The 23,819-nt window shown below is 59.7% G+C and carries 22 protein-coding genes; 14 read left to right on the top strand and 8 right to left on the bottom strand.

Translation table 11 applies throughout. From position 1 onward, the window contains the following. Nucleotides 1-7: 7 nt before the first annotated feature. A complete protein-coding gene (locus CHB83_RS08550; RefSeq protein ID WP_089332544.1) occupies nt 8-1,252 on the bottom strand; it encodes a molybdopterin molybdotransferase MoeA in 1,245 nt (414 codons plus the stop codon). 214 nt (nt 1,253-1,466) lie between these two features. Between CHB83_RS08550 and moaC the strand changes: the two genes are divergently transcribed. Together moaC and CHB83_RS08540 are read left to right on the top strand one after the other, a co-directional pair. Beyond that, nucleotides 1,467-1,955, top strand: coding sequence for a cyclic pyranopterin monophosphate synthase MoaC (gene moaC / locus CHB83_RS08545; RefSeq protein ID WP_045688779.1), 489 nt, complete (start codon nt 1,467-1,469; stop codon nt 1,953-1,955). After that, a complete protein-coding gene (locus CHB83_RS08540; protein WP_089332308.1) occupies nt 1,945-3,132 on the top strand; it encodes an NTP transferase domain-containing protein in 1,188 nt (395 codons plus the stop codon). The genes moaC and CHB83_RS08540 overlap by 11 nt, the downstream gene beginning before the upstream one ends. Nucleotides 3,133-3,194: 62 nt before the next feature. On the opposite strand, the gene CHB83_RS08535 is transcribed toward CHB83_RS08540, so the two are convergent. Beyond that, nucleotides 3,195-3,614, bottom strand: a complete 420-nt coding sequence (locus tag CHB83_RS08535) for a molybdenum cofactor biosynthesis protein MoaE (RefSeq protein WP_089332307.1) — start codon at nt 3,612-3,614, stop codon at nt 3,195-3,197. Nucleotides 3,615-3,796: 182 nt separating this feature from the next. Then, nucleotides 3,797-4,039, bottom strand: a complete 243-nt coding sequence (locus tag CHB83_RS08530; protein ID WP_045688783.1) for a MoaD/ThiS family protein — start codon at nt 4,037-4,039, stop codon at nt 3,797-3,799. Nucleotides 4,040-4,203: 164 nt separating this feature from the next. Between CHB83_RS08530 and moaA the strand changes: the two genes are divergently transcribed. From moaA to CHB83_RS08495, 7 genes are all read left to right on the top strand, one after another. Further along, nucleotides 4,204-5,211, top strand: a complete 1,008-nt coding sequence (gene moaA / locus CHB83_RS08525; protein WP_089332306.1) for a GTP 3',8-cyclase MoaA — start codon at nt 4,204-4,206, stop codon at nt 5,209-5,211. A 27-nt stretch (nt 5,212-5,238) separates the two neighbouring features. Then, nucleotides 5,239-6,042 carry an alpha/beta hydrolase gene (locus CHB83_RS08520; protein WP_089332305.1) on the top strand — a complete coding sequence of 268 codons (804 nt, stop codon included), beginning with the start codon at nt 5,239-5,241 and terminating at the stop codon, nt 6,040-6,042. A gap of 179 nt (nt 6,043-6,221) precedes the next feature. Continuing rightward, the gene (locus CHB83_RS08515) at nt 6,222-6,521 is read left to right on the top strand and encodes a hypothetical protein (protein WP_089332304.1); all 300 of its coding nucleotides are present in this window, start codon (nt 6,222-6,224) and stop codon (nt 6,519-6,521) included. Nucleotides 6,522-6,644: 123 nt separating this feature from the next. Continuing rightward, nucleotides 6,645-8,024: an ATP-binding protein gene (locus tag CHB83_RS08510; protein WP_089332303.1), complete on the top strand. Its 1,380-nt coding sequence runs from the start codon at nt 6,645-6,647 to the stop codon at nt 8,022-8,024. Between the two features lie 39 nt (nt 8,025-8,063). Further along, the gene (locus tag CHB83_RS08505) at nt 8,064-8,462 is read left to right on the top strand and encodes a response regulator (RefSeq protein WP_045688788.1); all 399 of its coding nucleotides are present in this window, start codon (nt 8,064-8,066) and stop codon (nt 8,460-8,462) included. Then, the gene (locus tag CHB83_RS08500; protein WP_045688789.1) at nt 8,452-9,498 is read left to right on the top strand and encodes an adenylate/guanylate cyclase domain-containing protein; all 1,047 of its coding nucleotides are present in this window, start codon (nt 8,452-8,454) and stop codon (nt 9,496-9,498) included. Before CHB83_RS08505 ends, CHB83_RS08500 begins: the two co-directional genes overlap by 11 nt. Before the next feature lie 158 nt (nt 9,499-9,656). Next, nucleotides 9,657-10,901 carry a transglutaminase-like domain-containing protein gene (locus CHB83_RS08495; RefSeq protein WP_089332302.1) on the top strand — a complete coding sequence of 415 codons (1,245 nt, stop codon included), beginning with the start codon at nt 9,657-9,659 and terminating at the stop codon, nt 10,899-10,901. Between the two features lie 76 nt (nt 10,902-10,977). Here the strand turns inward: CHB83_RS08495 and CHB83_RS08490 are convergent, their stop codons facing one another. Continuing rightward, nucleotides 10,978-13,701, bottom strand: a complete 2,724-nt coding sequence (locus tag CHB83_RS08490; protein ID WP_089332301.1) for a cyclic nucleotide-binding domain-containing protein — start codon at nt 13,699-13,701, stop codon at nt 10,978-10,980. Between the two features lie 118 nt (nt 13,702-13,819). On the opposite strand from CHB83_RS08490, the gene CHB83_RS08485 reads away from it, so the two are divergent. Continuing rightward, nucleotides 13,820-14,413, top strand: coding sequence for an HD domain-containing protein (locus CHB83_RS08485; RefSeq protein ID WP_045689132.1), 594 nt, complete (start codon nt 13,820-13,822; stop codon nt 14,411-14,413). A gap of 48 nt (nt 14,414-14,461) precedes the next feature. On the opposite strand, the gene uvrA is transcribed toward CHB83_RS08485, so the two are convergent. Next, entirely contained in the window at nt 14,462-16,999 is a 2,538-nt protein-coding gene (gene uvrA, locus CHB83_RS08480; protein ID WP_089332300.1) for an excinuclease ABC subunit UvrA, read from the bottom strand. A 79-nt stretch (nt 17,000-17,078) separates the two neighbouring features. Continuing rightward, entirely contained in the window at nt 17,079-17,669 is a 591-nt protein-coding gene (locus CHB83_RS08475; RefSeq protein WP_089332299.1) for a GNAT family N-acetyltransferase, read from the bottom strand. A 132-nt stretch (nt 17,670-17,801) separates the two neighbouring features. On the opposite strand from CHB83_RS08475, the gene CHB83_RS08470 reads away from it, so the two are divergent. The 4 genes from CHB83_RS08470 to CHB83_RS08460 all read left to right on the top strand — a co-directional run bounded on the left by CHB83_RS08470 (nt 17,802) and on the right by CHB83_RS08460 (nt 20,854). Continuing rightward, nucleotides 17,802-18,230 carry a DUF983 domain-containing protein gene (locus CHB83_RS08470; protein WP_045689131.1) on the top strand — a complete coding sequence of 143 codons (429 nt, stop codon included), beginning with the start codon at nt 17,802-17,804 and terminating at the stop codon, nt 18,228-18,230. A gap of 59 nt (nt 18,231-18,289) precedes the next feature. Beyond that, nucleotides 18,290-19,159 carry an AraC family transcriptional regulator gene (locus CHB83_RS08465; RefSeq protein ID WP_055562686.1) on the top strand — a complete coding sequence of 290 codons (870 nt, stop codon included), beginning with the start codon at nt 18,290-18,292 and terminating at the stop codon, nt 19,157-19,159. A 191-nt stretch (nt 19,160-19,350) separates the two neighbouring features. Beyond that, the gene (locus CHB83_RS23775) at nt 19,351-19,488 is read left to right on the top strand and encodes a hypothetical protein (protein ID WP_179225489.1); all 138 of its coding nucleotides are present in this window, start codon (nt 19,351-19,353) and stop codon (nt 19,486-19,488) included. 1 nt (nt 19,489) lies between these two features. Continuing rightward, nucleotides 19,490-20,854 carry a M28 family metallopeptidase gene (locus CHB83_RS08460; RefSeq protein ID WP_089332298.1) on the top strand — a complete coding sequence of 455 codons (1,365 nt, stop codon included), beginning with the start codon at nt 19,490-19,492 and terminating at the stop codon, nt 20,852-20,854. Between the two features lie 78 nt (nt 20,855-20,932). Here the strand turns inward: CHB83_RS08460 and CHB83_RS08455 are convergent, their stop codons facing one another. Both CHB83_RS08455 and CHB83_RS08450 read right to left on the bottom strand, forming a co-directional pair. Then, nucleotides 20,933-21,208, bottom strand: coding sequence for a hypothetical protein (locus CHB83_RS08455; protein WP_045689127.1), 276 nt, complete (start codon nt 21,206-21,208; stop codon nt 20,933-20,935). Between the two features lie 82 nt (nt 21,209-21,290). Then, nucleotides 21,291-23,804, bottom strand: coding sequence for a DUF5686 and carboxypeptidase-like regulatory domain-containing protein (locus CHB83_RS08450; protein WP_089332297.1), 2,514 nt, complete (start codon nt 23,802-23,804; stop codon nt 21,291-21,293). Between the last annotated feature and the right edge of the window lie 15 nt (nt 23,805-23,819).

Genomic DNA, 23,819 nt, shown 5'->3' with positions numbered 1-23,819 from the left:
GCGGGCACTATCGAAAGCGCCAGGTCCGCAACACACTACCCACGGGGAAGTGCTCCTGGTCGGCGGGCAGTTCTAGAAAGCCCGCCGACGTGAGCAAGCTAGCCATGTCGCCGGAACCACCGGCCCGCTCGGGGGTAGCCAGCAGACGGCCATCGGGGCCGGGCTCCAAGCTCACAAGCAGGAAGTGTGTGAGCCGGGGCCGAAACTGAATTTCTTGGGTGAGAACTGCGGCAACTGGCGCCGTAAACTCACCTGGTAAAGCACCTTCCTCCCGTGCCTTTTCGGGCTGCTGCACGCTGATTAGCCAGGGCTGGGCGTAGCGGTAGAAGTTCACGAACGTAGAAACCGGATTGCCAGGCAAAGCGAAGACTACAGCCCCGCCTGGGAGCTGCCCAAACCAAAAGGGCTTGCCGGGGCGCTGCTGCACCTCATGAAAAACCTGAGTTACTCCCAGCTCCCGTAGGGTCTCCGGTAGAAAATCGGCTTTCCCTTTTGACACTCCTCCGCTGAGAATAACCGCATCGTACCCTTCCAACAATGCCGGGAGCCCCTGGCGTAACGCGGCCGGATCGTCGTTGAAGTGAAAAGCTTCGGCCTCGGCGCCCGCCTGCCAGGCAGCAGCTTGCAGCATCAGGGCATTGGAGCGTCGAATCTGGTGGGCCGCTGGTGTTGCGCTAATGAGCACTAGCTCATCTCCGGTGCTTACCACGGCCACCCGCGGCCGGCGCGTAACCCCCACGGTAATAGCGCCCACGGTAGCGGCCACGGCTACCTCCGCCGGTTCCAGCCGGGTGCCGGCAGGTACTAGCAGGTCGCCCTGCCGGCGGTCGGCGGCTTGGGTGTGCACGTTGTGGCCACGCCGCGGAGCAGGCACCTGCACGCAAGCCAAGCGGTGGCCAGCCTCATCGGTACGGAAGGTGATATCCTCATAGCGAATCACGGTATCGAGGTTGCCGGGCAGGGCCGCCCCGGTCATAATTTCTACCGCCGCACTAGGGTCTTGGATGGGCGCAGGCGCTTGGCCGGCAAACTGTGTACCCTCAATGCGGAACTCCATTTGCCCAGCTTCCAACGCCGCATACTGCAGGGCTATTCCATCCATAGCCACCCGGTTGAAAGGCGGAAAGTCGCGGTCGGCGCGCAATTCCTCGCGTAGGATGCGGCCGGCGGCCAGGGGCAACGACAGGTACTCAATGGGCAGGGGGCGCACGGTGGCAGCTACGAGGCGGGTGGCTTCTTCGACGGAAAGCATACGGGAAAGCGGAACGAAAAAGGCCACTGGCTTGCGGCCGTACTGCAAAAAAGAAGTATTTCGGGCGGAGCAACGAAGGTAGTGCCGCATCCGGTGCGGATTCCAAGATCTTCGCGCTCATTCTTGCTGACAAAAGACCACGCGTGGTGGTTTGTTCACTAGCGGCAACGAGGCGACGCAAAGATGCGTCTCTACAACTTCGCAATCCTACAGTATGTCTGATTCTCCCAAACTCACCCACCTCAACGCCGCCGGCCAGCCCGCCATGGTAGACGTGGGCCAGAAAGTTCCTACCCGCCGCGTAGCTCGGGCCCGTAGCCGCGTGGTGCTCGGCCCCGAAATAATGGCCCTGGTAAAAGAAGGCGACTTACCCACCCGCAAAGGCCCTGTATTTCAAACTGCTATCCTGGCTGGCATTATGGGGGCTAAGCGCACCTCCGAACTGATTCCGCTCTGCCACCCCCTCGGGCTTGATGACTGCCAAGTACGCATTGAGGTTGACGGCGCCGATGCCGTACTGATTGAGTGTACGGCTACCGTAACGGGCAAGACCGGGGTAGAAATGGAGGCTCTCACGGGTGCCTCTGTAGCCGCCCTCACCATCTACGACATGTGCAAGGCACTCTCGCACAACATTGTAATCCAAGAAACTCGCCTACTGGAGAAGACTGGCGGCAAACAAGATTTTCATCATGCCGGATAAGCTCCCCGCCGCTAACTCGGCACCGCGCACCAAGCACGCCCAGCTAACCCGCCCTAACCTGGGTGAATTTAATCGCCATGAGCTTGCCATCTTGGGGGCTCCGTGCGGTAAGATCAAGGAGCTGACGGCCCGGCTACTCCCCCTGCTTGCGCCTACCCTGCGCGTGGCCTACGTGGATGCTGACCACGCCGCCGGCGACGACGCAGCCCAGGGTGGCAGTGGCGGCCAGGATGCCATTCTGCAAGCCGGTGCTACCGCCGAGCTGACCGACAAAATCACATTCACACGCTTGGATGTGAAGCGTGGCATAGACAAGTTCAGCCAGCAGGAATGGTTGCAACACCAAAGTATAGTGCTGGTGAATGGCAACCACTTCCGGGCCTGCCAGCAGCTCGTGATTCTGGACCCCGCCAAACCTGTTGAGAAAAAGCTCGACCGCCTCACCGACGTACGCGCGCTGCTGTTGCCTGAAGGGGTAACGGAAGTGCCCGCCTACCTACAGGCTCACCTGGGCACCGCCAACGTACCTGTGCTACCCCTCCACGACACCGAAGCCGTGGCCGACCTTATCCGGCGCGAGTGGCAGGCGGCTGCGCCGCCCCTGCGGGGCCTTGTGCTAGCCGGTGGCCGGAGCCAGCGCATGGGCGAAGACAAGGGCAAACTGGCGTACCACGCCGGCCAGGAGCAGCGCGCATACGCCGCCGAGCTGCTGGCGCGTTTTTGCCAAGACGTGCACGTTTCCTGCCGCCCCGACCAAGTAAATGAGTTGGAGTACGCCGGCCTACGCCCCTTGCCCGATACCTTCACCGACCTTGGCCCCTTAAGTGGGTTGCTTTCGGCCTTCCGCCTCGACCCCAATGCGGCCTGGCTAGTCGTTGCCTGTGACTTGCCTTTCCTTTCGGAAACCACACTGGGCCACTTAGTAGCACATCGGCAGGCCGCTCGGATGGCTACCGCCTACCAAAGCCCGGAAAACGAATGGCCGGAGCCACTTATTACTATTTGGGAGCCACAGAGCTACGGTACTTTGCTGCGCTTTCTAAGCCTTGGCTACAGCTGCCCACGCAAGTCCCTCATCAACTCGGATATTGAACTGCTGCCCCCACCGGCACCCGAAGAGCTACGCAATGTGAACACGCCAGACGAAGCCGCAAAGGCCCGCCAAGAGCTAGGCTAATGCACCGAGTGGCGGGCCCAGACGGCAGCCTTAAATTGCTGCTTCTAGCCCGCCGCTACTGGCTACGGATGCGCAGCTACCCACACGTCACCATCTTGATAAAACTCCTTTTTCCAGATAGTTACTACCTGCTTCAGGGTATCAATGATGTACTGACAGGCAGCAAAACTCTCGGCGCGGTGAGGAGTAGACACGGCCACTACCACGGCCACGTCGCCAATGTACAGGGTGCCTTTGCGGTGAATGACTGTGACTTGCTGCAGCATAGGCCACTGCTGTACGGCTTGCTCAGCTACCTTGCGGAGTTGGTGCAGGGCCATGCTGTCGTAGGCTTCGTACTCCAGGCGCACCACGGGGCGGCCGGTGCTTTGGTTGCGCACCGTACCGATAAACGTGTTGATGGCCCCGGCCCCATCGGACTCCACCGTCTGCAGGGCGGCGGCTACGTCGATGGGCTGGTCAGTGAGGTCGATTTGAATCAAGGGTAAGCAAAATAAGGATGAGGACTTGGTACCGAATCTGGCAGGGGCTACCAGTGTTACCAAAAGAAATTGCGGCATAGCCGAAGCCAACTAGGGGCTACTTCATTCGTACCTGAAGCGCAGGAGCTGCCCGCCGGCTTCTGCCTGTGCAGCGAAGTTTAGTTGCTTTCGGAATGAAAATGCTACCCCCCGCTTACGGGCGGAATAAGGGCAATTTCATCTCGCTCCGAGAGGGCGACATCGTCGGGGGCATATTCGTTGTTTACGGCCACAGCCAGGCTAGAAAGGCGGCCCAGAGCTGGATACTGCTCCCGCAGGCCTTCCAGCAGCCCTTGCACCGACTGTCCTTCGGGTGCCGAAACCTCTAGCGAAGACTGTCCTACGATTTCGCGGGCAATGCCGAACAAAGCAATTTTCAAGTTCATTGGTTATCTAGGTATTCGTACCGGGGCGAAGCGGCGCCAGAGGGTCAAACCAGGGGGTCCACCCTACCTGTGTTGCCCACTGTGCCACTCACCCGAACGGAAAAGTCTGATTTACGTTGTTTGTTTCACCGCCCATCCATGAGCGGGGTGTTTTTCTGCCGAGTATGTCTGCTGTTGTACCATCTGTTTTGTTTGATAACCACGGCCGCCCGCTGGAGTACCTGCGCCTAGCTGTTACGGACCGGTGCAACCTGCGCTGCTTTTACTGTATGCCTGAGGAAGGCATTAAGTACCTGCCCAAGCAAGAGCTGCTGACCTACGAGGAAATGGAGCGCCTGGTCGCCGTAATGGCTACTCTGGGCGTGCGCAAAGTGCGCCTCACGGGTGGGGAGCCCTTCGTGCGCCGCGACCTGGTTCCCTTCATGAGCCGCCTCAGCGAAATTCCCGGTATTGAGGAGCTCACCATGACTACGAACGGGGTGCTCACGGCGCCTCACGTGCCGGAGCTAGCCCGCATGGGCGTGAAGGCGGTAAACCTCAGCCTCGACACCCTCGACCGCAGCCGCTTTGCCAGCATCACCCGCCGCGACGAATTGCCGCGCGTCCTCGACACGTTCTACGCCTTGCTGGCCGCTGGTATTCGAGTGAAAATCAATGCGGTGGTAATGGATGGACAAAATACCCAAGACATTCTCCCTTTGGCCGAACTGACCCGCGACCTTCCGGTAGATGTACGCTTCATCGAGGAAATGCCCTTCAACGGTGGTAGCCACGCCGCTACTCTCCCCTGGAATCACAACCGCATCCGGGAGCATCTGGAGTTAAACTTGGGCACTCTAGCACCAGTGGCCACTCGCTCCGGCGACACGGCTTCGCACTACACCGTGGCGGGCCACCAGGGGCGGTTGGGCATCATTGCGGCTTACTCCCGCACGTTCTGCGGCACCTGCAACCGTATTCGTCTTACGGCTGAAGGCGGCCTCAAGACCTGCCTCTACGACCAAGGCGTGCTCGATATTCGGGCCCTACTGCGTGGCGGCGCCTCTGATGCCGATATTGTAACGGCGCTTACCTCTGCCTTCCGCAACCGTGCCGCCAATGGCTTTGAAGCGGAAAGTCAGCGGCCCTTGCATCAGCTCAGCTTTGAGTCGATGAGCACAATTGGGGGGTAGCACCACCGAGTAGGCCATGAGGTTGCTATGAAAATTTTCCTGTGGCTCCTGGGCTTTGGCTCGGTACTGTACGTGGGCGTTTGCGTGTTGCTGTACTTCCAGCAGGAGCGGCTGCTTTTCTTTCCTGACAAGCTAGCGGCTAACTATCAATTCCGCTTTCCGCAACGGTTTACTGAGCGCTGGGTTACTGCCCCCGATGGCACCCGTCTGCATGGCCTGCTCTTTCCTACCAACTCTGCTGCGAGGAAAGGCCTCGTTTTCTACCTCCACGGTAACGGCGGCGCCCTCGACAGCTGGGGCCACGTAGCACCTACCTACACCCGCCTAGGCTACGACGTGTTCCTGCTCGACTACCGTGGCTACGGCAAAAGCCAGGGTCGTATCGGCAGTCAAGCACAGCTCCTCTCCGATGCCGAGGCGGCCTACCAGCAGCTCCTGCCCCATTATCCGGAAGAGCGCACCATAGTGCTGGGCTACTCTTTGGGTACGGGCATCGCCACGTGGCTAGCGGCCCGGCACCATCCCAAGCAGCTCATTTTGCAGGCGCCTTACACTAGCATGCGTGCCATGGCCCGCCGCCATTATCCGTGGGTACCTGCCTTTATTGTACGCTACCCCCTGGCCACCGACGATATACTGCCGCGCGTGTCAGCCCCCGTCGTCATCTTCCACGGCGACCAAGACGAAATCATTGAGTACCAGGGCACGCTTGCCTTGCAAGCTGCTCTCAAGCCGCAGGATCAGTTTATTACACTGGCCGACGCCGGGCACAACGGCCTCACCGATAACCCAAGCTACCAGCGCCACCTTCGGCGCATCCTAGCTGAGTAGTTACCGGAACCCTGGCAGATACGAAAGGAGAGAAGCACCGCCGTTTATTTTCTGCGGCCCGGCTTGCTACCATTGCACTAGCCGCTGCCACATGATACCTTGCTGAGGCTAGCCATTATGGGCAGCGCCAGTGGCCCTTCGCCGTCTGGTAGGTGCCCAGGTATACCTATCCTTTTCTAATGTCCCGTTGTAAGTCCCTTATCCTGCTATCAGCGTTTTGGCTACTAGCTCTGACGGGGCATGCACAAACGGCTCCTACCACCAAAACGCCGCCAACGCGGCAGCGCCGCCAGCTCATCATCTCATTCACGCTACCTTCTGCGGTGGGTGTTGTCACAAAGTACGCTTCTGCTCTACTCTCCAAAAGTAACGATACCGACAAGGAACAACGCAAGAAGCAAGCCCTGCGCACCAGCAATCCGGTAGTAGAAATTACCTTACCCCTCCCTAAAGGCTGGCTCGACGGCAGACCCGATTAGCGCTGCTGAACACCGCTGCGCTGGCAATAGCAAGCAAAACGCTAGTTTGCAGTGCGGCGCTAAAGTTGAGGCCCCGCGCCTACCTGTTCCGTTACTGAACATCCCTCCGACTGGCTTATTGCTATGAACTTCAACACCTCGGTCCTGATCAGTATTGTGCCGGCCCTGTTGATTGTGCGCGGCCTCCGACGGTTTCTGGATCTGCCGGTCCGTATGCCGCGCTTCAATGCCCTGCTAAACCACATCTGGGTGCCGGGCGTGGTGCTGATGGGTTTGGCCTATCTGTTTGAGTGGAAGTCGGATCAGTTAGATGAGTTTTACATATTCATCGTGCTCAGCATTGTGGTGCTGGTGCTCATACGGTTAAGCTTCTACCGCCCGGCTCGCACCCTACTACTAGCCGTGGCGCCGTATACCTTATACGCGGCCATTGAGCTGCTCATTGCCGTAACCGGCCGCGACCTGCTCAAGGAGTATGATGATGTGTTTGAAACCTCCCAAGGGTTTGCGTTCATCTGGCTGTTTACGTTCCTGTTCATTGCCCGCAGCCAGAAGAAATCCTTGGAAGCGGAGCGGCTACAGCGGGAGGAGGAAGAAAAGGCCAAGCGCCTCATTGAGGCCCAAAACGCGGAACTAGAGCGCCTGGTAGCCGAACGCACCTCTACCCTTACCCAACAAACCGAGGAACTGCGAGAAGCCCTCACGGAGCTACGTACTACCCAGGCCCAGCTTATCCAGGCCGAAAAGATGGCCAGCCTCGGGGAGCTAACCGCCGGTATTGCTCACGAAATTCAGAACCCTCTCAACTTCGTCACCAACTTCTCCGATGTAAGCGCCGAACTGATTACGGAGTTGGACGAGGAGCGCCAGAAATCGGAACGCGACCCGGAGTTAGAGGCAGAGTTGCTGGAAGACCTGCGGCAAAACCTCACCAAAATCACCTTCCACGGACAGCGCGCCGCCAGCATTGTGCGGGGCATGCTAGAGCACAGCCGCGCCAGTTCCGGCGAACGGCAGCCCACCGACCTCAACGTTCTCGCCGATGAATACCTGCGCTTAGCCTACCACGGGCTGCGGGCTAAAAACAAGGCCTTCAACGCCACCATGAACACAGATTTTGACCCGAACCTAGGCCAGATCGAGGCCGTGTCGCAGGACTTAGGACGGGTGCTCCTGAATCTGTTTACCAACGCCTTCTATGCCGTGCACAAAAAGCAGGAAGCACACCCGCAGGATGGCTACGTGCCTACTGTGAGTGTGCGCACGCATCGCACGGCGGAAAATACCGTGGAAGTGCACGTGCGTGATAACGGGGCCGGCATTCCCGAAGGCATGCAACAAAAAATATTCCAGCCCTTCTTTACCACCAAGCCCACTGGGGAGGGTACGGGTTTGGGCCTTTCCCTGAGCTACGACATTGTGACGAAGGGCCACGGCGGCACCCTAACGGTAGAAAGTGAGGAAGGCACTGGCACAGAGTTTATCATCACACTGCCAGCATAGTAGTAGAACTCTTGGGGGATTATTTTAGCTTTGTTTGCGATGAAAATACTGGTAGTAGACGATGAGAAAGATGTGCGCGCCTTATTTGAGCAGCGTTTTCGTCGCGAAATTCGCAGCGGGCAGTTTGCCTTTACCTTCGCCTACTCCGGTGAAGAGGCACTCGACTTTTTGCACGCGCACCCCTCGGAGGTGGTGCTGATCCTCTCCGACATCAACATGCCCGGCATGAGTGGCTTGGAGCTTCTGAAGCGTATTCGCCAGGAATATGCTGCCCCGCCGCCCCCTCTACCCCCCCAGGTGATGATGATAACCGCCTACGGCGACGAGGAAAGCCACCAGCAGGCACTACAGCTGGGAGCCAACGATTTTCTTACCAAGCCAGTGGACTTTACCGCTTTGAAGGCGAAGCTCACCTCAATGGCCAGCCATGAAAACTAAAGTACTTGTGGTCGATGATGAGGCCGACTTGGAACTGTTGATCAAGCAAAAGTTTCGGCGCAAGATTCGGGAAGGTGTGTACGAATTTGTGTTTGCTGGTAACGGCCAGGAAGCCCTGGACCAGCTACAGCAACACCCTGACCTCGACATCATCTTGTCCGACATCAACATGCCCGTGATGGATGGCCTGACCCTGCTCAGCCGTCTTCCCGATGCCAGCGCCGTCATAAAGGCGGTCATGGTATCGGCCTACGGCGATATGCAGAACATCCGCACGGCCATGAACCGTGGGGCCTTCGACTTCGTGACCAAGCCCGTAGACTTTCAGGATTTGGAGCTGACCATGGAGAAAACGGCCGCGCACGTGCAGCAACTGCGCCAAACCCTCCGAGCGGTGCAGGAAAACAACATTCTGCGCATGTACGTCGATGAAACGGTGCTCAATTTTATGGGGCGCCCTGGCTTCGAGAACACCCTGATGGCCAGCGAAACGGTGGAGGCCACGGTACTGTTCGTAGACATCTGCGGCTTCACGTCGCTCTCCGAAGTACTCCCCCCCGCCGATGTGGTGAAGATGCTCAATACCTACTTCGACCAAATGGTGAAGGAGATTATTGCGCAGGGAGGCTACGTGGATAAGTTCATGGGCGACGCCGTCATGGCCGTGTTCCGGGGCGAATATCACCTCGACCGGGCCATGGACGCGGCCTTGGCTGTACGCACGGCCCTGCAAGCCAACGAGAGCATCCTGCCCAACGGCACCGCCTACCACCCTGAAATATCCATTGGCATCAACACCGGCGAAATGGTGTCGGGCAACATTGGGTCGGCATCTCTTAAGCGCCTGGACTACACCGTTATCGGCGACACGGTGAATGTGAGCCAGCGCCTGCAATCGGTGGCTCAGCCCGGCCAAATCATCATCACCGAAGCTACCTATCAGCGCGTAAAGGAGTCGTTTCAGTGCAAGCCTTTGCGCGAGGTTACGCTGAAGAATAAGGCCAAACCCGTGATGATTTACGAGGTAGTAGCCTAGCAGCGAGGTTGCCGACTTATTTCCCTCGTTCTGGACTAGCCCGGAACGAGGGGCGGAGCTTATGCTATTATTTCCCAGGCTGCTCAGGCAACTGCTTATGCAGCATAGGCATCTGATCTAGCTGACTACTTTATTGTTCCTCTACTTTATCTATCCCAATGAGACATGTTGTATTGCTGAGCGCCGGGCTTTTGCTGGGCGCGGCCTCGGTTCATGCGCAGCAGGTGAAAACCAAGGCTGAGTTTGACGCCTACTCGACAAGTAAGAGTAAGGAAATACGCCAGCTGATAACCGCCAAACAATACCGGCCGGCGCTGGCGCTCTACGCCCAGTGGCACCAAGCCTACAACACCCTGGACGAAGCCACCAAGCAGAACTTCCGGGGGCTAGAGGCAAATCTTTACTACAACGAGGCCTGCTACTACTCCCTGCTGAAAGACCGCCCAAATGCCCTGGCAAACTTCCGCCAAGCCATTGGGAGCGGCTACCAGGACTACCTGCACGCTACATCAGATACGGACCTCGACTTTATTCGGGGTGACAAGGCCTTCCAGCAGCAGATGGCGTCCATTCGCGACAAGGGTGACTACCGCTATATCCTCCAGAAAGACAAAGGGTACACGACCGAGTCAGCCAGTAGGCTACCTTCTTTCCGCTACCAAGCCGCCGACGCGCCTCAGTTGGCCATGCTGCGTAAGACCTACAAGCTGGATTCCATTGCCGGTGCTGGTACCGATGTTTCGCAGATGATTAACCTCATGCACTGGGTGCACGAGCGGGTACCGCACAATGGCACCATTGAGAACCCCAAGCTGCGCAATGCCCACGACCTACTGACGGTATGCCAGCAGGAGAAGCGGGGCCTGAACTGCCGGGGGCTAGCTACCGTGCTCAATGAGGTGTACCTGGCCATGGGTTTCCAGTCGCGGTTTGTGGGGTGCCTGCCCAAAGACACTGCTGACTTCGACAGCCACGTCATCAACTCCGTGTACTCTACAAGCCAGAAAAAGTGGCTTTATATGGACCCCACGCAGGATGCTTACGTGATGAACGAGCAGGGCAACTTGCTGAGCATTGAAGAAGTGCGCGAGCGGCTCATCAACGGCCAGCCGCTTTTGCTCAACCCAACCGCCAATTGGAACCACAAGCAATCGGCCACCAAGGAAGAGTATCTGTATCGCTACATGGCCAAGAACCTGTACCAACTGGAAACCCCAGTCAGCAGCGAGTACAACCTAGAAACCCGCGCCACTGGCAAGACCATTCAGTACGTCCGGCTCCTAACGCAGCCTGCCGCTGCCAAAGCGCCGCCGATAAGCACTGATAAGGTAGGCACCACTACCCTCATTAGCTACACCACTAGCAATGCGGCGGCTTTCTGGCAGCCGCCCCAGGGAAAGTAGCGGCTTGCTAGGGTAGTAGGCACTGCCGGCCGGGATGCGGGGCTAGTCTTCGCCCCGCATCCCGGCCGGCAGTGCCTTACTTTGTTTCCGGTAGGTGGGTTTTCTCATTCTGGCGGCGAAGGCGCTGGCAGAGTACCCGCAGAATGTTTCGGAGCACCTCACCGCGCTCCTCCATCACATCATAGAAATCTTCTTGGTCTAGGCGAAATGCCACAACGGGGCCACGGGCCAGGGCTGTGGCCGAGCGGGGCTCGGCGTCGAGCAAAGCCAACTCCCCAAAGAAGTCGCCTTTTTGGAACGTAGTGAGCAATTGGGCACCGTTGTATATTCCTACTTCGCCTTCCTGCACAATGAACAGGGACGTGCCCAGGTCGCCCTTCGCAAAAATTTCTTCGCCTTCGTCGAAGCTTACTTCCTTCATAATGGGCACAATGCTGCTGAGCACATTAGCCGGTGTGGCCGCAAACAGGGCCGTGTGCTGAAGCAGCGTCACGCGTTCCGTAGCCGAAATGCGGGAGGAAGAAGCAGAGTGGCTCATGAGGGAAGATTGGTCAGCAGAAAGTTGAGTAAGCAACTGCTGGTGAGCAGCAGGCTGGTTTTTGGAAAGTTGCCGAAGGGCATAGCGGGCGCCCTCCTGCACGAGTAAGTTGGGGCTGCGCAAGTGAGGCAGTAGCGCGGGTGCTGTGGCCGGCTGGGGGTGCCAAGCGCGTAGGGCCAAACTCAAGGTCCAGTCGGTGAAGCCAGCCTCGCCCTCCGTTACAATAGTATCTAGCAGGGAAGCGGGGGCGGTAGGGGACGGCACGAGACGGCTAAAGACGCGAGATTTTTCGGCGGGAGTACCTTCTTCTAATAGCGTTTGCAGGCCCTGGTAAATGGGCCGGGGAATAAGATTGTCGAGGATTTCGAGGGCGTTGGCGCGCCGTTCGCGGGCGGCATGCAAGGCCCCGCGCTGGGCATCAGCAATAGCCTGGGGCGGGTAGAGTTGGAGCAGCAACCCAAACAGGCGCTGCTCCACGCGGGTGAGCTCATAGGTCAAGCTGCGGCTCAGGGGCTCGTCGTCGGGTAAGGTAGCGCGGCCTTGCAGGAGCCGGGAGGCCCGTTGCATCTCGTCTTGCACAAGGGCCTGAAAGATGGGCGCGTCATCTTCGTTGGGGTCAAAATAGCGTAAGGCACGCAAAGCTGTTTCGCGCTTAAACAGCTCGGGCTGCTGAGCCAGCGTTACCAGGGCATGGCGGCTGGCCGGTAGGCGCAGGCGGGCACATATCTGGGCCAAGCGCCGTACCAGCCCTTCATCGGCCGACGCCTGCAAGGCTTGTGCTACCGCCGGCAAGCCGGCCGGCCCGAGCTGCACCAGGCTGTCGGCGGCAGCGGCACGGGTGGTGCGGTCTTGCAAGTCTTCCAAGAGGCGGGCTGTATTCTCGGGCGCCGTAGAAACCGCCGACACGGGTGCTTTCACTGCCCACGCCGCGCCTTCTCCTAGTGTTTCGGTAGGGCTACCAAAGCGGGGGCTCAGGGCGTGGCGCAGTTCGGCCAAGTAGCGGCCGTGAGTAAGGTGCAGGAAGTACAGGGCCCCGGCCATGCACAGCGTCATCCACAAGAAGGGCGTCCACTCCCCAGCGCCGGGCAAGTAGGGCACTGCTACCAGCAGCAGGCCCGCCAAGCCCATACCCAGGGGTTCGTAAAGGCCTTTTGCCAGGGTATGAGCCTGCAGGCGCTCATCGGGGGGCAAGGGCTGAAAAAGCACCAGAAACAGGGGGTCGAAGACGGCCCGGCGCAGCACTTCCAACACCAGAAAGAGGCCGCAGAAATAGAGCAGTTGAACTCCGGTGCCGGCATCGCCAAACCATAAGCCTCCACCCAGGAGCAGCCCCCCCAGGATTACCGCGGGCAAAGACAGTAGCATCCAGCGCACCCCTACCTGGTCGAGCGTCACGCGGGAGAGCAGCAGCTTAAATAGCAGAGCCACTAGATAAGTGACAACCAGCACACTACCTACGTAGCGCATTACCAAGGCTTGGTCGTGAAACTTGTGTTTCACGTGCACGAAAAAGGAGTACTCAATGCCCGTGGTTACGGCAGCTACCAGCAGCAGCCCCAGGCACATAGATACTACCAAACGACTGTTGCCAAACCACCGCTGCAAATGGGGCGCTACGCCTTCGAGGCGGGCCGCCCGCGGAATGGCACGAGCCTCCACCACGTGCAGGCGGCGGGTAGCCCGCACGACCAGCAGCGCCCCAATATAGGCGGCAAAGGCCGTGAGCAGCAGCCACGGCAGTTCGGCGTGGTGATGAATAAGAATGGCCAGCACAGCCCCCAGGGCCTTGGCGGGCATGTCGCCGGAACTGATGATACTGAACAGCCGCCGCCCCTGGCGCACATCAAACACTACCGCCGAAATGCCCCAAAACTCCAGGTTTGTAAGCAGATAGATAACCCGGTAGCCTGCCATAATCGTTACGGCTGCCGCCACCGAGTGGCCTACCATCACCAGCACTCCTACAATGCCCGTGAAGGCTACCACGGCCAGCAGCACCCGGCTGGCTACCCGCTCTAGGCCCAGGTGGTGTTCGTAGTGAGCGTACACCTTGCCGGCCACAATCATGGCCACGGCTGCTAGCCCATACGCCAGGGGTAGGCTACGCTCGGGGTTATTTTCGAGAAGGATAACGTTGGCCGACACGTATACCAGAATGGTACCGATGCCCAGCAGGAAGTTGTGCAAGAAGAACAACCCCACCGTGCGGCCTTCGTCGGGCCGAATTCCTAGCAACCGCTGCCAGCGTTCAAGTAGCGTCATTCAGAGAGGAGGAATATAATAAGCTTGCCTGCAGATGATAGTGCAAGGTAACGTTCGAGCGCATGAGTTTGCCCGCTTTTGCTGTTATTACACCCTGTATATTCCTCTCGCCCCTACCATGGACTGCCAACGTGCTGAAGCTTACGTGCTGGACCAGCTGCACCAGCATCTTTCCCCTACCCTCTACTACCACGGGCTTCACCACACCCGCGACGTAGTAGCGCAGGCGGAATCCTTGGCCCAGGCCGTGGGCATTACTGATCCAGAACAGCTAACCCTGCTTCGCACCGCCGCATTTTACCACGATGCGGGCTTCCTGACCGTGTATCAGGGGCACGAAGCGGCCGGCTGTGAACTAGCTCGCATTGTGCTGCCGGAGTTTGACTACACCCCCGCCCAGGTGGACACCATCTGCGAACTGATAATGGCTACGAAAGTGCCCCAGAGCCCCGGCGACTCCCCATTGGCCCAGGTTCTTTGCGACGCCGACCTGGACTACTTAGGCCGTCCCGACTTCTGGCCCATCAGCAACTCCCTGCGCGACGAGCTGCTGGCTCGCAACCTAGTAGCCGACGAGGCCAGCTGGCAGCGTCTCCAACTCAGCTTTCTTACCCAGCACCAGTACTGGACTCCGGCCGCCGTAGCCCGGCGCGAATCGGAGAAGCAAGCCCGCGTGGCAGAGGTACAGGCACTGGTGACAGGCTTCGAGTAAAGGCGCGTACTTAGCCTGTGGCAGTGCAGCCAGCGTTTACTTGTTTAATTAGTTGCCTTTCAGGAAGCGTGCTAGGTAGGGAGCGGTGCGACTACCGTTGGCGCGGGCTACTTCGTGCGGAGGGCCGGCCGCTACTACTTGGCCGCCCTCGTCGCCTGCACCCGGACCAATATCCAGTACCCAGTCGCTGCTGGCAACCACGCGCATGTCGTGCTCCACCACAATCACCGTATTGCCAGCCTCTACCAAGCCATGCAACTGGGCGAGCAGCTTTTCCACATCCGAGGGGTGAAGGCCGGTAGTAGGCTCGTCGAGGACGTACAGGGAGTTGCCCCGCTGCGCCCGTTGCAGCTCAGTGGCGAGCTTGATGCGCTGGGCCTCCCCACCCGAAAGCTCGGTAGCGGGCTGCCCCAGGCGCAAGTAACCCAAGCCAACCTCCCGCAGCACGGTGAGGGCCCGCTGGATGGTAGGCTCCTCGGCGAAGAACTCCCAGGCATCGTCTACGGTTAGGCTCAGCACCTCCGCAATGTTCTTATGGCGGTAGGTGACTTCCAGGGTTTTGGCGTTGTAGCGGGCCCCATGGCACACTGGGCAGGGTGCGTACACGCTAGGCAGAAACAATAGCTCCACCATCACAAACCCTTCACCCTGACAGTTTTCGCAACGGCCCTTGGCTACGTTGAAGGAAAAACGGCCAGCATCGTAGCGGCGCTGCCGCGCTACGGGGGTGGCGGCGAAGAGCTTACGCACGTGGTCAAACAGGCCCGTGTAGGTAGCCATGTTGGAGCGGGGCGTACGGCCAATCGGCTTCTGGTCTACCCGCACCAGCCGCTTGATGTGCTCCATACCCTCAACCAATTGGCCACCGGTTTGCGGCGGGGCTGCCTGCTCTAACGGGTCGGTTTCTTCCTCCTCGGGGGCTAGCTCCTGGCCCAGGTGGCCCGCCACCAGCTCCACCAATACCTGGCTTACCAAACTCGACTTGCCGGAACCCGATACGCCCGTTACGGTGGTGAACACGCCCAGCGGGAAGGCTACATCCAGGCCACTAAGGTTGTTGCGGCGCACGCCTTGCAGGCGCAGCCAGGCGTGTGGCTGGCGCGGTACCCGTGGGTCGTCATCCACCTCATTACCAAACAAGTAGCGGCGGGTTTGGGAGGCCGCCACTTCCGCCAGTCCGGCCGGCGGACCACTGTACAGCACATCACCGCCTTGCTCGCCCGCCGCGGGCCCCACATCGACCAGCCAGTCGGCCTGCCGGATGACGTTGAGGTTGTGCTCGACGACAAACAGCGAATTGCCGGCCTGCTTCAGGCTAGCCAGCGCGGTCAGTAGCGCTTCGGTATCGGAGGGGTGAAGGCCGGCGGAGGGCTCATCGAGCACGTAGACTACGCCAAACAAGTTGGAGTACAGCTGCGTAGCTAGCCGCAGCCGCTGCAATTCTCCGGGCGACAGCGTAGGCGTGCTGCGTTCCAAAGACAGGTAGCCCAGCCCCAAATCGAGCAGCACAGCCAGCCGGGCTACCAGGTCGGCGGCAATGCGCTGCGCCACAATGGCCTGCTCGGGGTGGTCGGCGTCCCGCTGTTGGCGGCCCGCGGCGCTGCCACTGGCGTAGGGCTTAAGCAGGGCCGCTACCCGCTTCAGAGGCAGTTCCGACAGCTCAGCAATATCTAACCCGGCAAAGGTGACAGCCAAAGACTCGGGGCGCAGGCGCTTACCGTGGCAAGTGGGGCACTCGGTGCTGAGCATGTACTGCAAAGCCCGCTTTTTCATGAGGGGGCTTTGGGTGGTAGCAAAGGTGTGTAGCACATGGCGCCGCACGCTTGTGAAAGTGCCCATGTAGTTGGGCGGCTCCCGGCGCTTGAGGGCCCGCTGCGTTTCCTCAGGCGAGTAGCCGGGGTATACGGGCACCACGGGCTGCTCCTCCGTAAACAGAATCCAGTCGCGCTGTTCTTGAGGAAGCTCACGCCAGGGGCGGTCCACATCGTAGCCCAACGTCACAAGAATATCGCGCTGATTTTGGCCGCCCCAGGCTTGGGGCCACGCCGCAATGGCCCGCTCCCGAATGGTGAGGGAAGGGTCGGGCACCATGCTTTGCTCGGTTACCTCGTAGATGCGGCCTAAGCCATGGCAAGTAGGACAGGCGCCCTCGGGCGTATTGGGCGAGAAGCCTTCGGCGTACACAATACCCTGGCCAGCGGGGTAGTCGCCGGCCCGGGAGTAGAGCATGCGCACCAAGTTGGATAGCGTGGTGACGCTCCCCACCGAGGAGCGCGTAGTGGGCGTACCACGCTGCTGCTGCAAGGCCACAGCCGGCGGCAAACCCTCAATGGCATCTACCTCGGGCACGGCCATCTGGTGAAATAAGCGGCGCGCGTACGGCGACACCGACTCTAGGTAGCGGCGCTGCGCCTCGGCGTAGAGCGTGCCGAATGCCAACGACGACTTACCCGAGCCGGACACGCCCGTAAACACAACCAGCGCATCTCGAGGAATGTCTACGTCGATGTTTTTAAGGTTGTGCTCTCGGGCACCACGCACGCGCACAAAGCCCGCGAAGTCAGGGGAGGAAGGTAGGGTAGCCATGAATAATGCAGGGCTAAGGGAGCCGGCTGCTCCCTGCTATACTCTGGGGTAGCGCCTCGGGTTAGGGCGGTGGGCCGGTTCAGGTACTCACGGCCCCGGCAGCGGTGCTAGTTGGGGAGGGGCGCTCTAACAGCACAATGAGTTTCTCTTGGTAGGTAGTGCGGGCGTATTCGTGGTAGCCAAACTTTGCCGCCACCCGCAGAGATGCGGTATTGTCGGGGTCGATGATGCAGACGGTCCGATCTTGCGTGAAGTGGGCGTCGCCCCAGGCCAGCACCGCTTGCACCGCTTGGCTGGCGTAGCCCAGGCCATGTACCCGCGGAGCCAGCACCCACCCTACTTCGGGCGCGTCGCCCAGGGAAGGCATCATGTCGCGGTGGTAGTTGGCAAACCCCACGGCCCCAATAAAGCGGCCGGTTGCCTTCTCTTCCACGGCCCAATAGCCGTAGCCCATAATAGCCCAGTGCCCCTGCTGCCCCAGAATGCGGCGCCACACTTCTTCCTCAGACTGGGGCTTGCCGCCCAGAAAGCGGTAAAAAGCCGGTTCTACTCCAATGGCTGCGTAGTCGGCAAGGTCGGTAGGCCGGTGGTCGCGCAGGAGCAGGTCGGTGGTTTCGAGGGCGGGGACTAGCGCGAGGGGGTAGGGGCCGGGAGTGGGAAGCTGTGGCATAGGCAGGCAAGATATAGAAAAGCGCTAATGGTAGTCTACAATCGTTGATTTGTGCGGTATAAGCACTCTTTTGTGCCTTACTTGGGGGTAGCCACAGCCGTAGCTTTGCAGAAGCAACTAGCTTTTACCGAGATGAACCCGATTGATTCTGCCACGCTGGCGCTCCTGGATTTGCGCTGCCCACGCTGCCACGAAGGCCACTTGTTTTCCTACCCAGCCTACCGCCTCACCAAGTACGCCATCATGCCCGAGCGGTGCCCCGTATGCCAGGTAGCCTACGAGCCCGAACCCGGTTTTTACTGGGGAGCCATGTTTGTGAGCTACGCCTTCTCGGTGGCCTGCTTTGCCGTGGGCGGGGTAGCGGCCTACTACCTTTTCCACGACCCAGCCGTGTGGGTATACGTGCTGACGGTAACGGCCTTTGTGCTGCTCACGGCCCCCGCCACCTTGCGCTACTCGCGCGCCCTGATGCTCTACTTGTTCGGAGGAATTTCCTATAACCCGCAGTACGCCCGCCGGGCGGCCGCCCCTACCACCTCAGAACCACTAAGCCGGCGGTAGGGGCTTGATTTGCGTAGCTTGCGGAGGAAGGGCCTGTAATCATCGGGCCTTCCCGCTGCATGAAGACGCCCGCTTTGCCCGTTCTGGCCCTCAATGCCTTCCCCCGGCAGCACGCCAGCCACCGCTACTACATTGAGCAACTGGAAGTGCACGTTGCGCAGTTTCCCATTGTGAGCGAGCCGCACGCCCACGACTTTTACCTGCTGCTCTACATCACCCAAGGCCAGGGCACGCACACCATCGACCTGATAACTTACGACTTGCAACCGGGCAGCCTGTTTTTTCTGGTGCCCGGGCAGGCTCACTCCTGGTCCTTATCGGCCGATACGCGGGGGCTGATCTTGTTTTTTACGGCTGACTTTTACTTAGAGCAATACTCGGCGTTGCAGCTGGCCGAGTATCCGTTCTTTACTCCTACTCACCCGCCCGTACGCTACCTGCCGCCCCATGAGGAGGAGATTTTGCCGTTGCTGTGGCGCATCTACCAGGCAGAAGCTACCCACCCCCTCCCACCCAATCACGACGCCGTGGTACGCGCCTACCTCTACCTGTGCCTGGAGTTGGCGGCGCGCGCCTACCCGGTGGGCCCGGCGGCGGGGCCAGCCCATGGGCTGCTGCAAGTGCGCGAGTTTGGCTTGCTACTCAACCAACACTTCCGCACCGAAAAAACAGTACGTTATTACGCCGAGCAGCTTCACCTTACGGCCAACCACCTGAACGCCATCTGTCGGCGCATTCTCAATAAAACGGCCAGCGACCTGATTCATGAGCGGGTGGTAGCGGAAGCGCGGCGCCTGCTTACGCACACGGGCCAGTCGGTGGCGCAGGTGGCCGATGCCGTGGGGTTTGAGGATGCGTCCTATTTCGCCCGCTATTTCAAAAAATACGTGGGCCAAACGCCGGAAGCCTTCCGTCACCCGCCAGCCTAACCGGCCACGGCTATTCCTACCGGCGCTGGTGGAAGCAGTGTTCTGTTAGCCTACGCCGGCCAACGTTTTTTGCGACGGATTACCGTGGGGCCTGTATCTTCCGGTGGCACCACCCACTAGAGCAGGCTACTACCCGGCAGGCTACTAGCTGAGGCAGCAGTGTCAAGAATTCTGTAATTCACTTCCTGCGTATGCGTTTGCTTACTCTATTGGCTGGCCTTGGGCTAGCCGCTTCGTTGCTGCCAGCCTGCACCCGCAGCACTCCTACCACTTCCGGCGCAGCCCCTGGCCTCTCCCCACCGGCACTATCGGCTATTCGGGAAGAATGAAGTGAAGCGCGACCTATTTGCGTTGGCCGACGACAACTTTCGGGGCCGCCGGGCGGGCACTGCCGACGAGCTGCGGGCCGCTATTTGGGTGGCCGAGCGCGCCCGCGAGGCGGGCCTGGAACCGGCCGGCGACGATGGCACCTACTTCCAGTTCTACCCCTTACATCGGCTCACGGTAGCGGCCTCATCACGCCTCACCCTGAATGGAAAGCCCTTGGCGTTGTGGCAAGATGCCTGGGTAACCAACCCTATTAACGCTCGCCTTGATGGGCCGGTGGTGTGGCTGAACTCCCTGGCCGACACGACCCGCCGCAACCTGCAGGGTAAGATTGTGGCCATGCCCCTGCTGCCTCCTACCCCGCTGCCGGCGGCCAACATCAGCCTACGGGCCATGCGCTACACCCTGGCTGGCATTGGCCAACAGAGTGCTGCGCTGCAGCAGCGTGGGGTGGCTGGCATCATTCTGGCCGCCGACGCCATGGCCGAGCCCAGCCTAGCTTTTGTGGGACACCGCTATCAAGATGGTGTGTACGTGCTGCCCTCCATGCCCGTACCTAGCTCGCCCGTGCCGATATTATTGGTGCGCCAAGCCCTTACTACCCCGTTGCGGGCGGCGGGAGCCCGCTTTCAGGCAGAGCTGAATGCCAACGACTTTGAGTATCCCTCCATGAACGTAGTGGCCCGCGTGCCTGGCACCGACCCTACCCTACAAGCTGAACACGTGCTGTTCAGCGGCCACCACGACCACGACGGCATTGGCACATCCGTAGACGGCGACTCTATTTGGAATGGTGCCGACGACAACGCGACGGTAAGTGTGGCCCTGCTCGCCATTGGGCGGGCCTGGAAGCAGCGGCCGGGAGCCCGCTCGGCCCTTTTCGTGTGGCACGGCGCCGAGGAGCGCGGCCTGTTAGGTTCGCGCTGGTACGCTGAGCATCCTACGGTGGCAAAGTCGTCTATTGTAGCCGTGCTCAATGGCGATATGATGGGCCGCAATGCCCCCGACTCGGCAGCACTGCTGGGCTCTACCGCTCCGCACCGCAACTCCCGAGCTTTGGTAGATATGGCCCTGAAAGCCAACCAGGATGACACCAAATTTCTGCTCGACACAAAGTGGGACGACGCCAAGCACCCGGAGGGCTGGTACTTCCGCTCCGACCACCTGCCCTACGCCCGCGCCGGCATTCCGGCTCTGTTCTTTACAACGCTGCTCCACCCCGACTACCACACGCCCCGCGACGAGGCCTCGCGCATTGATGTAGCCAAGCTCACCCGCATGACCCGCTGGATGTACGCTACCGGCTGGCTGGTATCGGCCACGCCCCGGCGCGTAACCGTAGACTCCGATTTCAAGCTGGAGCGCTAAGCGGCCACTAGTTCGGAAGCAAAAAGCCCGACCTTCTCACGCAGAGAAGGTCGGGCTTTTTGCAGAAATTTGGCTGGGTTAGTTAAGCCAAACGGTGAGTAGCATTTCAAACCGGTGGGGGCCGTAGGCATTGTAGTAGGGCGCCTCGCCTTCAAAACCGAGAACGTGCACAAGGGGCATTCCTTCGGTGTGCGAATCGACGACGCGCACGGGATACAATTGGCCTTCTTCGGGCCAGTCGCCTACGTGGTTGTAGGGGCGCTGGCTAGCATCTACGCAGCGGGCGTAGTCAACGAAGGGGGCATGGCGGGTGGCTTCCGCCAGAGTCAGGTTGGCAACTTCGTACTTGGGCATATCAGGTTTATCTACAAGAAAACCGCCTTTTTGATTCAATTCCGGCACCGAAAATCCATTCGATGATCTGGCAGTCTGCGGGTTAGAGCTTAAACTGGAAACTCACTTTCACGCCAAAGGTACGGGCACCCGGCGAGTTGCGGTAGGTGAGGCGATGCAGAAAATCTACGCGCGCCACCCGTAGGATGTTCTCTATACCGTAGCCCACCTCCGCGTACGGCAACGACCCCAATGACTGGAAGGACGGCAATGGCCCCCCGGTGATGGGGTCTTGCGCAGGGTTGATGCGGCGGTTGGCTTCGCTCACGCCTCCCCACAGCACATTGCCGGTAGCTACCAGGCGCCAGTTGAGCTGCTTGATGGCGGGGATAGAGTTTAACAGGAAACCATCGAACTGGTTTTCAAACTGAAATGAAACGTACCGGTCGCTCACAAACTCGAAGTAGCGCATCAGATTGAAAGCCCCCCCGTTGTAAAACGGCGACTCGTTGCCGAGGTGGGTTTTGAGCACCGGGTAAGGCACCGTGCTGGGAATGTAGCCCGCGTCGATTCGGTAATCGGTACGCCCCACCTGCCCCAGGCGAATGCTCTGGTCGATGAGCAGGTTGAGCTTCTGGTAGCGGAAGTCGCTGCCCAGCACATTGTCGAGGCCCATGGTGTAGCGCACCGTTACGGCCGGCCACTTCTTCAGGCCAATGGCAGTGCGGCGGTTCTGATTGTTCGGAATCAGCACTTCGTCGCGAGCGTAGCGCGATTCCACTACCACCTCCGAGAGGTCGAAGTTATCGGCCGTAGGCGAGCCGGGTGCTCGCTCCTGGGTGTAATAGGCGAAGGGGTACAGGGGCTGAAAGCTCTGACGCCGGAAAATTACGCGCTGGGTAAACCCCCGAAATAAGTCGGTTTGTAAGGCCAGGGTGGTGAGGGTGCGGCGCAGAGGACGGCTAGAGCTGATATTACCCAGGCGGGCGGACGCCTCAAACAGCGGATTTTCCAGCGCATAATCGTTGTCGAGCAGAGCTACTTGGTCTAAGTCGTGGCGGTGCTCAAAGTTGACCACCGTCCAGTGCTGACGCTCTACAATGCGCTGCACCCGCAAGCCATACTTAAAGCGCCCGTCGCGGGTGCCGTAGGCCAAGTAAGGCCGTAGCAGCCAGTCGCGACTAAACTCTGGCGTAGTGCGGAACCCCACCCGGAAGCGGCTCCCCTCAATGTTGTTGAAGCTGTAGGCCGTCAAAATTGGACCCCACTCAATTTTGCCCGCTCGGTAGTACCCATTCACTGCAATGTCGGCCACTTCCAGCAAGCTGCGCATGGCTGGCAGTTGCCGCACCGAGTCGAGCACTTGCAAAGTAACCTGCTCCTCCTGGGTTAGAGAATCAGGCCGGTAAGTAGCAAAAAAGTCTTTGGGAACGTCAAACGCATCGGCCGCCGTTTCCAAAGGACGATCGTAGAAAGGAAGCGGCTTGGGGTGGTTGACGTCGAAGTTGGAGTTGACGATGGTGAGACGGGCCAGAATACCGGTGCTGCCCTTGGTAGGCTTAATGCCGATAACCACGGCCGTGCGTTGCGGTAGCCCCTGCCCCGCCGCCGACGGCACCAAGTCCTGCTTCACCGCTACTTGCTCGATGAAGTTGAGGTTGGCATCGGGGCTTACCACTAAGTCTACCCGCCGCAGTGCGTAAGTACTGGTGTTGATCCAGATGGTGCCTACGAAGGCTAGGTCCTGCGGGCGGCGCGGTGTCACGCCTATCTTGTAGCAGAAGTCCTTCCCCACGTACACCGAGTCTTGTAGCTCATACTCGTAAGTGAACTTCCACCCATCGGCAATAGGTGAAATGAAGTCCTTGCCCAGCAACTGCTGCCAGTTGGGGTAGAAGTCCCAGTCCTGAAAGGAGGAGCCCAGAATCTGCGACGTGACGGAGCCTTCGCGTGGGGCGGCCCCGTGCAGTTGGGTACGTTTGATTTCCTCCCGCTTACGCAGGGGCTGGTTGTGCTGGTAGTAATGCGAGAGTACTTCCGAGGCGAAAAAGGGCACCATAGGTTTACCCTGCGCATCACGGGCCAATCCAAGGCTGTCGGCTACCTGGGTCATCTGGCGTAGGAGCTTGCGCCGACTTACTTGCGAAGGCAAATTGTTGAGGGCCACCTGCACTCGGCTGTAGCTATCAAACTCAAAAGCCTGCAAGGTGCGCTTGTTGTTCTGGGCTTTGTGCTGCTGGACCCGGCGCAAGATCACGTAGGCGGGGTTTTCTCGGGGCCGCACCACCACTTCGCCCAAGGAAACCGAGCCGGCTCCTAAGGTAAAGTTTACCGTTTGCCTGTCCTCCGCAGAAACGCGCTTTTTCAGGGTAGCAAACCCAATGGCCGAGGCCGCCAACGAATCAACGGGCCCATTCACGATAAGCTGGTAGCGGCCTTCTACGTCGGCAGTGGCCCCCTGTGCCGTGCCGGGTACGAACACGGAGGTAAAGGGCACCACTTTGGCAGTCCCCGATTCCGTTATCTGGCCACTAAACACAATGCGTTGGGCCTGGGCGCCCTCAATACCTACCAGCAGCAGGAGCAACAGCAGAAGCAGCGGGTAAGCAACTCTCATAAACCAAAAGCAACT

This window comes from Hymenobacter mucosus, from assembly GCF_900188255.1.
GTDB classification, from domain to species: domain Bacteria; phylum Bacteroidota; class Bacteroidia; order Cytophagales; family Hymenobacteraceae; genus Hymenobacter; species Hymenobacter mucosus.
This window is presented reverse-complemented; position numbering and strand designations above follow the sequence as displayed.